The organism is Sphingobacterium athyrii (genome assembly GCF_003071065.1).
Taxonomy (GTDB): domain Bacteria; phylum Bacteroidota; class Bacteroidia; order Sphingobacteriales; family Sphingobacteriaceae; genus Sphingobacterium; species Sphingobacterium athyrii.
Map to the genome: position 1 here is coordinate 763,607 of NZ_QCXX01000004.1, position 13,975 is coordinate 777,581.

Annotated in this window: 13 protein-coding genes; 7 read left to right on the forward strand and 6 right to left on the reverse strand. The window is 38.3% G+C overall.

All coding sequences use genetic code 11. From position 1 onward, the window contains the following. Positions 1-110: 110 nt before the first annotated feature. Positions 111-527, reverse strand: a complete 417-nt coding sequence (locus DCO56_RS17545; protein ID WP_108635026.1) for a helix-turn-helix domain-containing protein — start codon at positions 525-527, stop codon at positions 111-113. Between the two features lie 169 nt (positions 528-696). Here DCO56_RS17545 and DCO56_RS17550 point away from each other — a divergent pair, with 169 nt between their 5' ends. The 3 genes from DCO56_RS17550 (at position 697) to DCO56_RS17560 (ending at position 3,021) form a co-directional block, all read left to right on the forward strand. Next, positions 697-1,824 (forward strand): hypothetical protein, encoded by a 1,128-nt coding sequence (locus tag DCO56_RS17550; protein WP_108635027.1) that lies wholly within the window; start codon positions 697-699, stop codon positions 1,822-1,824. Between the two features lie 3 nt (positions 1,825-1,827). Next, positions 1,828-2,628, forward strand: a complete 801-nt coding sequence (locus DCO56_RS17555; protein WP_108635028.1) for a HEPN domain-containing protein — start codon at positions 1,828-1,830, stop codon at positions 2,626-2,628. Between the two features lie 135 nt (positions 2,629-2,763). Next, positions 2,764-3,021 (forward strand): RpnC/YadD family protein, encoded by a 258-nt coding sequence (locus DCO56_RS17560; RefSeq protein WP_108635029.1) that lies wholly within the window; start codon positions 2,764-2,766, stop codon positions 3,019-3,021. An 89-nt stretch (positions 3,022-3,110) separates the two neighbouring features. On the opposite strand, the gene DCO56_RS17565 is transcribed toward DCO56_RS17560, so the two are convergent. From DCO56_RS17565 to DCO56_RS17585, 5 genes are all read right to left on the reverse strand, one after another. Further along, positions 3,111-3,851, reverse strand: a complete 741-nt coding sequence (locus DCO56_RS17565) for a hypothetical protein (protein WP_108635030.1) — start codon at positions 3,849-3,851, stop codon at positions 3,111-3,113. Between the two features lie 538 nt (positions 3,852-4,389). Further along, positions 4,390-5,079 carry an SMUG2 DNA glycosylase family protein gene (locus tag DCO56_RS17570; protein WP_108635031.1) on the reverse strand — a complete coding sequence of 230 codons (690 nt, stop codon included), beginning with the start codon at positions 5,077-5,079 and terminating at the stop codon, positions 4,390-4,392. Positions 5,080-5,177: 98 nt separating this feature from the next. Continuing rightward, positions 5,178-5,675, reverse strand: coding sequence for an FKBP-type peptidyl-prolyl cis-trans isomerase (locus DCO56_RS17575; RefSeq protein ID WP_104383926.1), 498 nt, complete (start codon positions 5,673-5,675; stop codon positions 5,178-5,180). Positions 5,676-5,712: 37 nt separating this feature from the next. Further along, complete coding sequence (locus DCO56_RS17580; RefSeq protein ID WP_108635032.1) at positions 5,713-7,713, reverse strand: thioredoxin domain-containing protein; 2,001 nt, start codon at positions 7,711-7,713, stop codon at positions 5,713-5,715. Between the two features lie 50 nt (positions 7,714-7,763). Beyond that, positions 7,764-8,603, reverse strand: a complete 840-nt coding sequence (locus DCO56_RS17585; RefSeq protein WP_108635033.1) for a hypothetical protein — start codon at positions 8,601-8,603, stop codon at positions 7,764-7,766. A 182-nt stretch (positions 8,604-8,785) separates the two neighbouring features. Here DCO56_RS17585 and DCO56_RS17590 point away from each other — a divergent pair, with 182 nt between their 5' ends. The 4 genes from DCO56_RS17590 to DCO56_RS17605 are packed head-to-tail and all read left to right on the forward strand — an operon-like array spanning position 8,786 to position 13,829. Beyond that, positions 8,786-9,400, forward strand: coding sequence for an RNA polymerase sigma-70 factor (locus tag DCO56_RS17590; RefSeq protein ID WP_108635034.1), 615 nt, complete (start codon positions 8,786-8,788; stop codon positions 9,398-9,400). A 2-nt stretch (positions 9,401-9,402) separates the two neighbouring features. Further along, positions 9,403-10,416: a FecR family protein gene (locus tag DCO56_RS17595; protein WP_108635035.1), complete on the forward strand. Its 1,014-nt coding sequence runs from the start codon at positions 9,403-9,405 to the stop codon at positions 10,414-10,416. A gap of 18 nt (positions 10,417-10,434) precedes the next feature. Next, complete coding sequence (locus tag DCO56_RS17600) at positions 10,435-13,005, forward strand: TonB-dependent receptor (protein ID WP_108635036.1); 2,571 nt, start codon at positions 10,435-10,437, stop codon at positions 13,003-13,005. Between the two features lie 5 nt (positions 13,006-13,010). Continuing rightward, positions 13,011-13,829 carry a DUF4249 family protein gene (locus tag DCO56_RS17605; protein WP_108635037.1) on the forward strand — a complete coding sequence of 273 codons (819 nt, stop codon included), beginning with the start codon at positions 13,011-13,013 and terminating at the stop codon, positions 13,827-13,829. Positions 13,830-13,975 lie beyond the last annotated feature (146 nt).

Genomic DNA, 13,975 nt, shown 5'->3' on the forward strand with positions numbered 1-13,975 from the left:
AAAAAAGCGGAGAATAAATAGCTTATTCTCCGCTTTTTTATAAACTTCATTGATTTAAATCATTACTTCCGTCTAATAACATTCCATATCAGATCGCTTTAGATAATGGATTATTTATTCTTTAGCAGCCTCTCTAAATACTCCACCTTAGATTTCTCAGCTTCTAAAAGGCGTTCGTAAAGCCTTTTATTCTCTTCATATGCTTCGATGAGTTTATCAAGCGGATTAAAGGTCGGATGTATATTTATTGCATTTAGTGTAGATGTGTCGTGGCTTGTAAAAGTGTTATTTATAATATTAAACACAGCTTCTTCATCAAAATTCTCAATAGCTTCTGGAGTAACACCTAATGCTTCCGCTACCTGAGCCAATAGGCTTACTTCTATCTCAGCACTACGTTCCATATTGGATACTGCTTGTTGACTTACACCCAGTTCGAATGCTAAAGCCTCTTGTTTCATTCCCCTAAGTTCGCGGATACGGCTAATTTTCCTTCCTATATGGTTTGTTGTGTTGGTTGTACTCATAAGTCCAAAGTTAACAAATATTCAGTGTTTAAGATACGAAATATCTTTAGATGGTACAAAACAAGTATAACCTTGTAGGATACAAATTGCGCTTGGTTTTATACAAGTCGTTTTGGTTCGGTACGTAGATGATACTGTGTTTATTTGTGTAATTCAAATCCATTTCACTATGCATCATGTAGAATATCAAGGTAGTTACATCACACTACTAACGGAAAAAGAAATACTAAATCCATATTCCGTATTAAAAAAGACATTCAACGAGTTTTCATCCCCAACGCACATACAGGATGAACTATTTGAAATCTTGACATTGGCAATACGTCGAAATTATTGGATGACTTATGATTCTCCATTGGTAATCTATAAAAAGTATAAGAAATTATTACGTCTGTTTGAAGCGGGATGGCTGATCGAGAAAATAAGACCTGATCTTAGTTTATCTGAAAAGTTCAGTATTCCTTATACAAATATTAAAATCAAGACGCGGGAAAGGGAAAGAATTATTACGAATTCTGATCCCATTTCCAATGCTTATCAAGCACTGGTCAGTATATACAGTTCGGATCCTTTGTATTCATTAAGAAGTGACCTCTTCAATCTGTTGTTTGAAGGATTAATGCCCACTTGTGTTAATTATTCTTGTGAATTCGATGATTATATGGCGAAAGCGGTGCAGCAAATGAACATTTTGATCAGTACCTTACTTATCATTGACAGGCACGAACAGAGGAACGTGTTATCTCCCCGAGATGTGGAAATATTGACGAAGGAAAGAGATAAATTTATAGCAAGGGACACGCTTTATGATTACGACGTTGACTTATATCATGTATTCAGATATTCGAAAAAGGAAGATTTAATAACAGCGATACTTATTTCGAAGGAAATTTTGAATACAAACAATTTCTGGAAGCTACACGGCAATCCTGCGAATATATTGTATTATTATCACGATCTTCTTTTTATTCTTGATGGTTATTGGGGGCATTATCAAAACATTCTTGAGGATGGAAAGGATATCAATACCAAATGGAAATATCCTAAGGATAAAAAGCAAGAGTTGTACAGTATGGGATATAAATGGATTAAAAGGCCTTGGAAATATCTACACGACCAATTTGAAAAAAAATCTGTTCAAGAATGGCGCAGTATGCTAGAATTATGTTTGGAGGATGTATTTAGCAATCGGCAAATCGGATATAGAGTTGACCGCAACAATAACGAAGTACTCGATTTCATCAGGGAGCTGCTGTATTTGGATGAACTTAATGCTTATGAGCCAAAAATCTATTAAGACATGGAACCACTAAATAAGGAGGAGGGTTTGGAAAATATAGTCTCCCAAATAACTTCCAAATACAATATCGAGCAGATTTATCTGAATTCCTATGAAAGGGAAATATTGCCATACGAACTAATTATCCTTGTATCCAACAAGTATGTTAATAATTTAGGCGATCTTGTTCCAAAGATTATGAATACTATACGGGAATATCCGCAATATAAAGTAATGTGTTATGTGGCTTTTCAGGCAAAGGATAAGATTAGGGAAGGGAATCTATTTCTGTTTACGTCTTGTCAGCCCCAAAAACGCATTTACACCAAGGAAAAATCTGAATTTGTGCCGTTACCCAAAAATTTTGATTTCACAAAATGTAAGGGGCTCGCCATTGCCTTGAAAAATAGGGAACAACAGAAAATAGATGAATTTAAAGAAGGATATTACCATTTTAGCGTAACGGGAAAATTTTCTTTGGCTTCTTTCATGTTGCACCAAGCTATCGAGCTTACTTATCGTTATCTAGAGCTTTTGCTTGTTGCAAAGGAGAGAATTACGCATTCGATCCGATACCATCATCTGTATCTGAAGGAAATCAGTTCTATTTATGCTGGCGTGTTTGATGAAGACGATCACAATGATATCGTTTTGCTCCAAGTTTTGGAAGATATATACCGCTCAACCCGTTACGAAGACAATTTTGAGATCGACCTCGATACCTTAAAACGATTAGAGGTCAAGATGGAAGCATTACATGCAAATGCTGAACAGATTTTTGAAGGTATTATTGCTTTGTTTGAGCGGAAAGTTATTTGTTGAATTAGGAATTTTATGAACGTAATGGATATCTTACCGATTACGAGGTTAAAGAAGCCAAAGAAGATGTTACCAACGGGAAAATAATGTAAATTAGCTTTTACAATGAGAGTTAAAGAAATAGAGGATTATTAAGATATGAAAGCATACGAATTGAGCCTTAAGGATAAGAGGGATGCGGAAAGTATTCGCCTTACAGCGGAACGTATAGGCATGGAGAAAGGTATGGAAAAAGGCATGAAAAAGGGAATAGAAAAAGGTCGGCAAGAGGAGCGAGCGAAAGCTGAAGCCGAGAAACGAATCTCAGCCTTAAAGATGTTAAAGAGCGGTTTTGATTCCAAGGTCATAGCTGATATTATAGGATTGTCAATTGAGGAGATTGAGAAATTGAAATAGTGTGTTTAATCGAATCGCCCTTCGGTGATATCAATAATAAACAATTAAGGTATTTCTTTCTCTATCGTGCCCATGCCTATATTTTGCTTTTAAGATTCAATAATAAATGCACCGACAATTGCCGCGGGATGCAGTTCTTTATTATTTAGTAGGGAATAATCTTCGCGAAATCTTTCATAGTATTCGATATTCATTCCAATAAGTACGGTCTCAGCATCTTGATCGTTCACATCAAACCGTAATTCTTCCAATTCAACAGTTCTAGAATCTGCCTGTAAGCATAAAGAAATCTGGTGTTTGTGCCTACGGACATAGATCTGTTTTTCGAAATTGAATACCACAATCATCAGATTTATTTTCATGAGATTACAGTATTTTGGACGATGAATATCGTTTTGCATGTCAAATTTTGGGAATTGTATGGCAATTTGTTTTGTATCCAACAATTTTATTTCTGGGTCGAAATGCATGTAGTCGTGCATATGGCATTTGTCGTTGAATTGAAAGTTTACCAGCCGATCGATCTTTCCGCCTCGAATTGTCTTTTCACCCACGGGCGCTCTGTTTGGCCGGGTTACTCTTTTTAATTGGTTGATCAGGCGATTGTGCATATTGCTATCGTGCAATTTGAGATGAACTTCTCCCATTATATGTCGTATGCGGGATCCTGCAGTACTCGCGTGACCAAAATCTATTGCAGCTGCTTTTGTGGCCTTCGTTTGTTTTGTCTTACGCCCTGGGCCAGTCTGCACAATAGTTTTTTCATTTGATTTTCGAAAGACAAGGTTCCCAACCAAGCCTTTCAGATTACCGTTTTCTAGTATAGCCATAGGTTGAATTTAGGGAATTAAAATGCTGATAAACAAATATTTGTTTATTTTTAAGGAATTTGAAATAGGCTTTTACCAGCAATTATTAAATTCATAATAGCTAGTAAAAGCCTATTATGAAAATTGCATGGATATTTTTATCAGTGACGTAGGCAAGGATCTTTTTCGAATTTGGTATGGGTGTAAAACCGCTGCTTCGATGGAGGTTCGATGCAGCATCGTATCTGCTTCGATACAGCTTCGTACCATAGTCGAGATGAGTCTGTGGTGAGAGCGACATGTGTCCGTGGTGAGTCCGAGTTAAAGTCGGAGCCATGAGGGTAAGACTTCTTTCTCAAGCCGCTATTACTAGGGCGCAGTGTCGAAGAAGAGGCGAATAAGTGTCGAATGAAGGCCGAATGGGAGTCGAAGGGGCCTCGATACCGTATATAACACGGACTCCAGATCGAAGTAATATGAATCCGGTCTATCGTTCGAGGGTATTGCTTATTAACAATTTTAGTTTTGAATTACAGTTTATTAACACAGTTACTAACATTTATAAGCCACTCAATAAACGAATATAATTGTCGATATATAGTTGTTTGTCCTTGGATTTATATTGTTGGATATAGCGTGGGTGATCCAGAATAATCATCTCTCCAAATAGTTTTTCTTCTTTGTTGATTTTTGCGAGGAAAGTAGCATTTTTCTTTCCCAGAACGAAGACTTCGTCAGTTTTCACTCCCAGTGAAATATGTTGTTTTAGCGATTCCACCATAAATGGCTTTACCATTTCAAAAAGCTGCTTATCGTCATAATAGTTTGCATTAATCCAGTTGTTGGGCTTTTTATGTTGGACTATGGCCAGCGGAAAAGGGGAATTGATGTAAAACTGTTGATAGAAGATATCAGGCCCGCCGTAGGCTTCAATCATATCATACATAAAGACCGAAGAGATTTCATGGGTATGAGCGGATTGCATTTTTATCCCACAGGCACTGTATAATCGTTTGGTATCGGTAAAAGGAACACCGGTGACACCCGCACCATGCCTACTTGGATTGATCCCGATGATAAATTTACGTTTTAGATTGTCGTGATAGTATTTATGATAGAATTGTCCCATCACAACTAGTGTCTCCGGGTTATCGAGGTAGGGATTGATGACATTAAAATCGGAAGGAAGATTTCCGTGATAGTGAAGTTGTTTGTTAAATGTAATTACTTTCTCGGCAAATGTGGGCATAATGGATGTTTTGGAAACAAGTTACATATTTTGAGTTAAGTAAAATAAAAAAAGAGCGTCAATTGACGCCCTTTTCCTGTTTATATTTTGATCCCTGATTAGTGACCTTGCGTACCATCTACACCATGAGAATGTCCGTGGGACAATTCTTCTTCAGTAGCGGGGCGTACAGTTAAGATTTCGATATCGAAATTCAACGTTTTACCAGCCATTGGGTGGTTTAAGTCAGCAATAACAATTTCTGGAGTTACCTCAGCAACTACCGCGCGGAATTGGTTTCCTTGGTTGTCCTGCAAAGGCAATACTTCACCTACTGGAGGTAAACCTGTCTCTTTGAACATGTCTACAGGTAATTGAGCGAATGCTCTTTCGTCTTTTTCGCCGTAAGCATCTTCTGGTACCAATTCGAAAGAAATTTTGTCACCCACGTTTAAGTCAGCGATGTTTTCTTCAAATTTAGGCAACATCATACCTACACCATATAAGAAGTCTAAAGGTTGTTCTGCAGTTGTTTCTTCAACGAAAACTTTTTCACCGTTTTCTACTGTGTGAAGTCTGTACGTCAATGCTACGACGTCGTTTGCTTTTATAGCCATCTGATTTTGATTTTTGGAGCCCTAAGGCTACCGTTTATTAAATATAATTTATTAACGCTGTTATGGAATCTTGTGGAAGACTGCACGTCTTATTTTTACAAAGATATGCTTTTGTTTCCTTTCCGATTCTATTCTCAAGGAGAGGAAGACTTTCTTCCGTGCCGCCGAGTACAATTTTGTTTGGGATATAATGTTGATCTAGTTCCTCACGAAAAGCTAATGCTCCCTCGCCTGTCAATGCAATTTCATTGATCCCATATATTTCTTCTAGCAATAATATTGCCCAATTTGAATAAGCGGAGCCGTAAGTTTTGATTTGAGGAAATACATTCGCCAGCAATTGATCAGCTATGGCGGTATAATTCTCATCATCAAAAAGTAAACCCAAACGTTTCAACTGGCGGACCATCGTGGAGGAGGAGGAGGGAATTACGTTGTCCATGATTTCACTTTTTCGGGCGATCAGCTCTTCGGCTTCTGATGAAGTATAGTAAAATGTTTTCTGCTCCGCATCATAAAATAATCCGATGGCTTTGTCAGCCAATTGCCGTGCAATGGTCAACCATTTTTGATCAAATGTGGCTTCATATAAAGTGATAAAGGCTTCTATGGTGAAAGCATAATCATCCAAAAAACCCAATATCGCACGGTTTGCATCTCGTGGCTGATGCAAGATGGAGTTATTATCCTGAATCAGTTCCGTGCAAATAAACTGTGCATTGTTCAGGGCGAGATCCAGAAAATGATTGTTTCCTAGACTGCGGTAAGCATCAATTAGCCCTTTCAACAAGAGGGCATTCCAGGTGGTCAATAGCTTATGATCCAAACCTGGCCGTACGCGTTGTTCGCGATAATCAAATAGTTTCCGCTTGGAAGTTTTTAAAAAATCTGCCCATTCGTCAGCTGACATATTGACCTTCGTGGCAAGTTGGTCTGCATTAATGGCGCAAATGGGAACATTCGTATGTTCTTCTTCCCAGTTACCTTCTTCGGTAATATTAAAATATTGACTAAATAGCTCGGCGTCTTTGCCCAATACTTCATCGAATTCGGCTTTTGAAAAAGAGTAGTATTTTCCTTCAATACCTTCACTATCGGCGTCCAATGCGCTGTAGAAACCATGGTTGGGGGCAAGCATCTCCCTTTCGGCCCAGACAATCGTCTCTTCGATTATTCTTTTATAAAATGGGTCTTTATTCTGTTGATAAGCTTCGGCATAAAGGGAAAGTAATTGACCATTGTCATAAAGCATTTTTTCAAAATGGGGGATATGCCAGTAGTGGTCTACTGAATAGCGTGCAAAACCACCCCCAATCTGGTCATAGATTCCTCCGGAACCGATTTTTTTCAGGGTAAAATGGACATGATTCAGGATTTCTTGGTCATTCGTAAGAACTGCATACTTTAAAAAGAACAGCCAGTTGTTGGGCAGCGGAAATTTAGGCGCTCTTTTATAGCCACCTTCTTTCTTGTCGAATGTTTCGCTCCAGGGTAAAACGATAGCTTCGAGATCCTTATGCGTATATTGTTCGGGAATGGGATGAATGGGAAGTTTCTCCGACCGTTGGATCCCATTCTCCAATTTATTGGCATAATCCAAAGCGACCTCAGGCTTTTCTTCCCACATCTGCGCAATCTGTAACAGGATGTTCTGCCAGTCATGGGGTTTGAAATAAGTGCCGCCATAAATTGGACGACCATCGGGCAGGCAGATGCAATTCAACGGCCATCCACCGGCATTGGTCATCAGTTGGACAGCGAGCATGTATACTTGGTCGATATCAGGGCGTTCCTCGCGGTCGATTTTGATGGGCACGAAAAACTTGTTCATGGTCTGTGCAATAGCCGAGTTCTCAAAGCTCTCCCGTTCCATGACGTGACACCAATGGCAGGCTGAATAGCCTATGCTGACAATAATAAGTTTATTTTCTTCCTTCGCCTTTTTTAGGGCTTCCGCTCCCCAGGGCATCCAATCCACGGGATTGTGCGCATGCTGCTTAAGGTAAGGAGAGTTTTCAAACTGCAGTTGATTCGCCATAGGACGAAGGTAGGAAAAAAGCCTCCAGAATGGAGGCTTTAATGTATTTTTTAATATTTAGGTTCTGCAATGATGAAATAAGTTTCAATGGCATCTTTCGGAGAACCTACTAAGGCGATTGAAGAAGCTCCGTTTTCCCAAATCGCTACTGGAGTGTAATTCAACTTGTTTTTGAAAAGCATGATATACTTTTCATCAAGTTCGGCTTGTTTATTTTGTGCAGAAACAAATTTAGGTGTACCAAACGTCGTTTGTGCCACTTCCATTAAATACTCTTTTCCTTTTTCCGGAGTTTGTTTTGGAAATTGATCTCCATAATAAAGACTCACATAACTATATGGATATTGCCCTTTCACATAGGTTTGATCTATACGATAGCCTTTTTTGTAGGAATAAGACTGTCCGACAATGTTACTTGCCGGTGGATTTTCCCAATTGACATTAAAAAAATCTTTTCCTGCAATAGCTCTGAAGGTCAAACTAGATCTTTTTATAACTTTACTATCTTTATAAAGGAGAAGGTTGAATTCATAATTACCAGGTTTGTTGAATGTAATCCCTCTATATGCCAGATTTCTCTCAGTGCGTGTATTGTAATGAAGAACATCGTCAATATGCCATACTACGGAATCCACAAAAACGTTATCCCAATCGATAAATGATCGGTAATCCTTATGGTTTTCTTCGTCATATACTCCAACTAGTGTTTCTTTAAAAATATTAACCGTATTGACTTCAGTATGAACATTGATATTTTTAATCAACTTATCACTATAGGATATTGCTTCTTTTTCTGGTGTAACTACTTCTGGCGTTTCAGGATAATTGTCTTTAGCGCAAGAAAATAAAATGCAAGCAATACAACTCGCAAGGAAATATTTTTTTAACATTAATTTGATTTTTCGTAAAAATAAAAAATATAATTGAAACTTACTTGTTGTGTGGCGTTTTGTTTTTTTTTACGTTAAGCTATTGCTTGGGCTTCATTCGTTGTAAATTAGATAGATTGGATGAAATCTCCGGGGATTTGATTACTTTTACATACGATTATTATTAGCTTTACCAAAGTCCTATGTCAAACGACGTTGACCTGCTCAAAAAGATAGTTCATAAAGATAGAGATGCTTTTGAAACTATTTATAAAGCCTATTTCCGTAAATTATATACATTGTCTTTTCGGTACCTGAGAGATGAAGCTATCGCCGAGGAACTGACCAATGATGTATTTATGATGTTATGGGAGAATGCTGGAAAGCTGGCTATTAATCAATCATTGGGGGCCTATCTATCGCGGAGTGTCATCAACCTTTCACTTACTCACCTCAAAAAGAACCAGCGCCTGAAGGATCACAATCAGAATTATTTGAAGGATTTGAATCCGGCAGACGATTCGGACCAAACCGATCACGCGACTTTATATGAATCCAAATTGTTAATGATCGAAAGTATATTAAAAGAGTTGCCTCCACAATGTAGGAAAATTGTTCTCATGAGTAAATACGATAAGATGAAACAGCAAGAAATTGCGGATCAATTGGGAATCTCCATTAAAACCGTCAAAAATCATTTGACCATTGCCTATGATAAAATTCGGGTTGCATTGGCAAAGCGAGAAGCATATGTGCTGTTCCTAATAGGCTTTTTATTTTTTTCATTAGGACTTTTAGTTCAGTTTGTTATCATATAGATATGGAAGAAAACAATACGTCAAGATTTATTCCTTATGACTTGATCCAGAAAGATTTGGATGGGGTTATTTCCGCTGAGGAAAGGCTGTTGCTTGAACGTTGGCTTTCTGAGGATGTGGAAAATCCGAAACGATATGATGAAGTCAGAACGCTATCCGATGACCTTATTGTGCTGGAGCATTATAAAAATGTGGATACCAATAGCCAGTGGGATAGATTTAAACAAGGCTTGGATCGGGTACAGGCAACTGATGAAGTAACGTTGCCTACACCTATGAAAACAATCTTGAAACCTTGGATGAAACTCGTAGCTGCGGCAGTGTTGCTGATGATTGGATTTGCATGCTACCTGAACTTTGACCGTTGGGTGGGGTATGAGAGCCAATTATATGGAACAGCCGAACAGGAGCGTATATTATTGCCCGATAGCTCCATCATGGTGCTGTATGCAGGTGCAGAAGCAAAATTCAATACACGCACATTTAATCAGCAACGTATTGTTGAATTAAAAAAAGGAAAGGCATTTTTTGACGTAAGGCATGGCCGAACCTCTCCTTTCGTGGTCGAACTGACCCATAATTACGTGCGTGATATCGGTACATCCTTTGAAGTTAATTTACTCGCAGGGGATGTAGAGGTGCTGGTGAAAGAAGGTACCGTGGCTTTGAGCGGTGGAAAAGGAGCTGCAGCAAAAGAACTTATCCTGCAAAAGAACGAGAAGGGCTTCTTTAAAAAAGAGACCGCTGTACTATCAAAAGTTACCGTCGATGATTTAGAAAATGACTATAAGGTAGCACAGAAACTCAGTTACTCCAACGAACGCCTGGACAGTATCTGTTCGGATCTTGAAAAGCGTTTTCAATCTCATATTGTTGTGGTTGGTGACAATTTGAAAGCACGGAAGCTAAGCATGTATTTCGATGGCCAATCACTGAATGAAATTGTGCAGATTCTTTCCAAGACTTTAAATGTGAAATGGAAAGCGAGTAAAAAAGGATACAGTATCTACGAATAGAGACTGGGGAGTATTGCTATGAAGGGTATTGTTCTGTCTCGTTTTCTCTTGTTGTGCTGGCTGATTATTTTCACTTATTCAAAATCATCTGGCCAAAGCAATCTCTCGGATTTGCAAGTTTCCATCGATACAAAAAATAAAGAGATCATTCAGATTTTGACAGAAATCAATAAAAATTACGGGATTTCTATGTCCTATGATGAGCAGATCTTTAACAGAAATATTGTTTATGGTAGGAACTTCAACAAATCCAGCCTGGAGGATCTTCTTGCGTATCTGCTGAAGGACTCGAAAATTGGTTTTACAGTGATCAACAGGGCATTGATTCTTTATCCTGAGGATAAAACTTTCACCATCAAAGGGCGTGTTGTTGACAGTTTGAGCGGAGAGAGTCTGATTGGCGCCAATCTGGTAATTGCTGGAAAAAATAGAACCGGTTTTAGTAACAACTATGGTTTCTATTCATTGACGCTTCCTAAAAGCAATCATGACTGTGTGGTTAGTTACCTTGGCTATCGCACAAAAAATATGCGCTTTACACCCGAAATGGAAAATGGTTACCTTGTCATTAAGCTATCACCTATGGATATGAACCTGAAAGAGGTTGTTATTGATAGTGATTCGATTGTTGCTGATAGAGAGCAACAGCGTCTCAATGAGAAAATAAACTGGGCCCGCTTCCGGAATAATTCATTTTATAAGGGTGAAGCAGATATTATAAAAGTTTTGCAGATGCAAAACGGTATTAATGGACTCACTGAAGGAGGAAGTAATCTTTTTGTACGTGGTAGTGGAAAAGATCAGAACCTTATTCTGCTTGATGAAGCTGTTGTTTACAATCCCTCACATTTATTTGGCCTGACGTCTGTATTCAATTCGGATATTTTAAAACACACGCAGATTTATAAGGATGGGATACCTGCTAATTATGGTGGCAGACTAGCGTCCATTATGGAAATGAACACAAGAGATGGCGACAATGGGGCTATGCATTTTTTTGGTGGAACAAGCCTTTTGGTTGCTCGTTTAGGGGCAGAGGGGCCATTTATCAAAAGGGGTAAAGGATCTTTTTTGGTTACAGCACGCTCCAGCATTTCAAATCTATTAAATACGGAGTATCGGTTATTTAATGTCAAGGGAACCTATAGTGATTATAATGTCAAATTGAACTATGCTTTCTCAGAACGGAATAAGATCTATCTTTCAGGGTATGTCGGACAGGACGAGGTAGTAGCTCTCAATAAAAATACAAATCGTTGGGGTAATTGGACTTCAACGTTGCGGTGGAATTATGTACATAGTCCACGTTTGTTTATGAATATCTCTGCAATTCTTAGTAATTATCGCAACAAACTGGATGTCAGCAAGCCAGAATCTTCTGATAATAGAACCTGGCTGACGCAAATCAGGGATAAAAGCTTAAAAGCAGATTTTACCTATTTTATGGGATTAGAGCGAACACTGGATTTTGGAGCTCAGGCTACCCTTCATCGCTTTAAACCAGGCGAGATTGCTCCCGTGGATGTCAACAATGAGGATAATATTTTTAGAGCACAAACGTATGAATATACCGGATACGCCTCGTTTAACTGGAAAATAGATTCCTCCTTCCGAGTCGTATTGGGTACTCGCGTGAATGCATTTTCCAGTACTTCTTTTGGAAGGTATTACTTACTGAATAACAATCAGTATAAAATGTTGGCTGAAGAGGCCGATAAAAGGAAAGCCTATTATGGGCTGGAACCTCGTATTACAATGATGTATAGATTTGGTTCAGGATATAGTGTGAGATTGTCTTACAATAGACTGTATCAATACCTCCAACTTCTACAAAATGACGAGTTGGCATTTTCCTCGTTGGAAGCTTGGATACCTGCAGGACAGAATATCAAACCGCAATACGCGGATGCATTCTCTTTTCGGATACATAAAATGATCTATAAAGGAGCTATTAGCATAGAAGGATATTGGAAAAAGATGAAAAATCAAGTTGAGCTGATTGATCATGCACAGCTTATCTTAAATCCTTTTATCGAAACGCAGGTCAAGCAAGGGAATGGCCGTATGTATGGTGTGGAATTCTCACTGAATAAAAGAATTGGAAGCTTTGATGGTACATTTTTTTATAGCTGGTCTCGTTCTTTTCGTACAATTGCTGGAATTAATAAAGGTCAGGAATATGTTGCAAATGCTGATATTCCTCATGTTTTAAAAAGCAACTTATCCTATAGTATCAATCGTTTTATGCATTTAAATGCATTTTATACGGTGCAGTCCGGCCGTCCCTTGACGTATCCTATGGGTTTTACCGAATATGAAGGAATAGTCGTTCCGATTTATTCTAATAGAAATTCGCATCGAATGCCCTTGTTCAGCCGTTTAGATATCAGTTGTTCAATAGATCTAGAAACAAAAAAACAAAGAGAAACGGGGCGACGGAACACGCTGAACATCGGCCTCTACAATGTGCTAGACCGGCGCAATCCACTTTATTATAGCTTTTCCGAAGATGATAGTGGCAATCCGGCTGTTCAGCAGACTTCCTTTTCTGGAATTGTTCCGGCTATAAATTATGCAATTAGATTTTAAGAGTCATGAAAATAATTATTTTGTTTCTTTTCCTTTCTGTTCTCCTATCCTGCGAAAAACCTGTAGTTGACAGGGATCAATCCTATGATATGATTGTTGAAGGCGGAATTAATACGCTCTATCAAGAACAATATATAGCGCTGAAGCGACTTAATATATCTTCGTCCGGAAGTAAGACTGAGGGAATAAGTGGCGCTGCAGTGACAGTAACTAATGGTCCCAATAGTATACTATTTGAGGATCTTGGAGATGGCCTTTATAAAGGCAGTTTATTTAATCTGAAAGATACAGTCAACAACCTTTTTCAGTTAAAAATTGAGTCAAATGGCAAGATATATGAGGCTCAAGATCAGCTTATTCCCATCGTGCCAGTAGAAAAATCTTTTATTCCTGTAGAGAAATCGGATGCTCGTCAGAATTGGCATGTAAAGGTCTCCACTTATTTATTTGGCATGCGAAACTCAAATAAATGGTTGATTTTGCCAAAAAGGGAACTTTCGAATGAAAGTATTACGGTATTTAAAGCGCCCTTCAGTTACAGTTTTAAGTTCGGAGCGCCGAATGTGTTAAATACCTTGCTGACGTCAACTTATAGTTATGAAATGAGCAAAAAGGATAGCTTATTCATTGCAAAATTTGCTATTTCTCCCCGATATGCTAAGTTTCTTTACAATTTATTCCAAGAGACAAAATGGAAAGGGCTGCTGTCTGCCGTTCCGGCAAATGTACAGGGAAATATTTCGGGCAATGCGCTGGGCTATTTCTATGTAATGGATGGTGTAGAAAAAACGGTTTCAATGAAAAATATCAGGGATAGTAAATAAACGTTGTAGCAGATAAAAAGTGAATTAAAAGCCTTATGCAAGTCGAAATTGCATAAGGCTTTTTCTATATGTCAAATTGCTGGAATCATATTTTTAATTTTTTTTTAAAAATTGACCAGATTGACTAGGACTTTTTTAGCCATCAG

Bases quoted from the DNA above. Each gene is read 5' to 3' on its own strand.
- DCO56_RS17545 (WP_108635026.1), bottom strand. From the start codon at position 527: ATGAGTACAACCAACACAACAAACCATATAGGAAGGAAAATTAGCCGT.
- DCO56_RS17550 (WP_108635027.1), top strand. From the start codon at position 697: ATGCATCATGTAGAATATCAAGGTAGTTACATCACACTACTAACGGAA.
- DCO56_RS17555 (WP_108635028.1), top strand. From the start codon at position 1,828: ATGGAACCACTAAATAAGGAGGAGGGTTTGGAAAATATAGTCTCCCAA.
- DCO56_RS17560 (WP_108635029.1), top strand. From the start codon at position 2,764: ATGAAAGCATACGAATTGAGCCTTAAGGATAAGAGGGATGCGGAAAGT.
- DCO56_RS17565 (WP_108635030.1), bottom strand. From the start codon at position 3,851: ATGGCTATACTAGAAAACGGTAATCTGAAAGGCTTGGTTGGGAACCTT.
- DCO56_RS17570 (WP_108635031.1), bottom strand. From the start codon at position 5,079: ATGCCCACATTTGCCGAGAAAGTAATTACATTTAACAAACAACTTCAC.
- DCO56_RS17575 (WP_104383926.1), bottom strand. From the start codon at position 5,675: ATGGCTATAAAAGCAAACGACGTCGTAGCATTGACGTACAGACTTCAC.
- DCO56_RS17580 (WP_108635032.1), bottom strand. From the start codon at position 7,713: ATGGCGAATCAACTGCAGTTTGAAAACTCTCCTTACCTTAAGCAGCAT.
- DCO56_RS17585 (WP_108635033.1), bottom strand. From the start codon at position 8,603: ATGTTAAAAAAATATTTCCTTGCGAGTTGTATTGCTTGCATTTTATTT.
- DCO56_RS17590 (WP_108635034.1), top strand. From the start codon at position 8,786: ATGTCAAACGACGTTGACCTGCTCAAAAAGATAGTTCATAAAGATAGA.
- DCO56_RS17595 (WP_108635035.1), top strand. From the start codon at position 9,403: ATGGAAGAAAACAATACGTCAAGATTTATTCCTTATGACTTGATCCAG.
- DCO56_RS17600 (WP_108635036.1), top strand. From the start codon at position 10,435: ATGAAGGGTATTGTTCTGTCTCGTTTTCTCTTGTTGTGCTGGCTGATT.
- DCO56_RS17605 (WP_108635037.1), top strand. From the start codon at position 13,011: ATGAAAATAATTATTTTGTTTCTTTTCCTTTCTGTTCTCCTATCCTGC.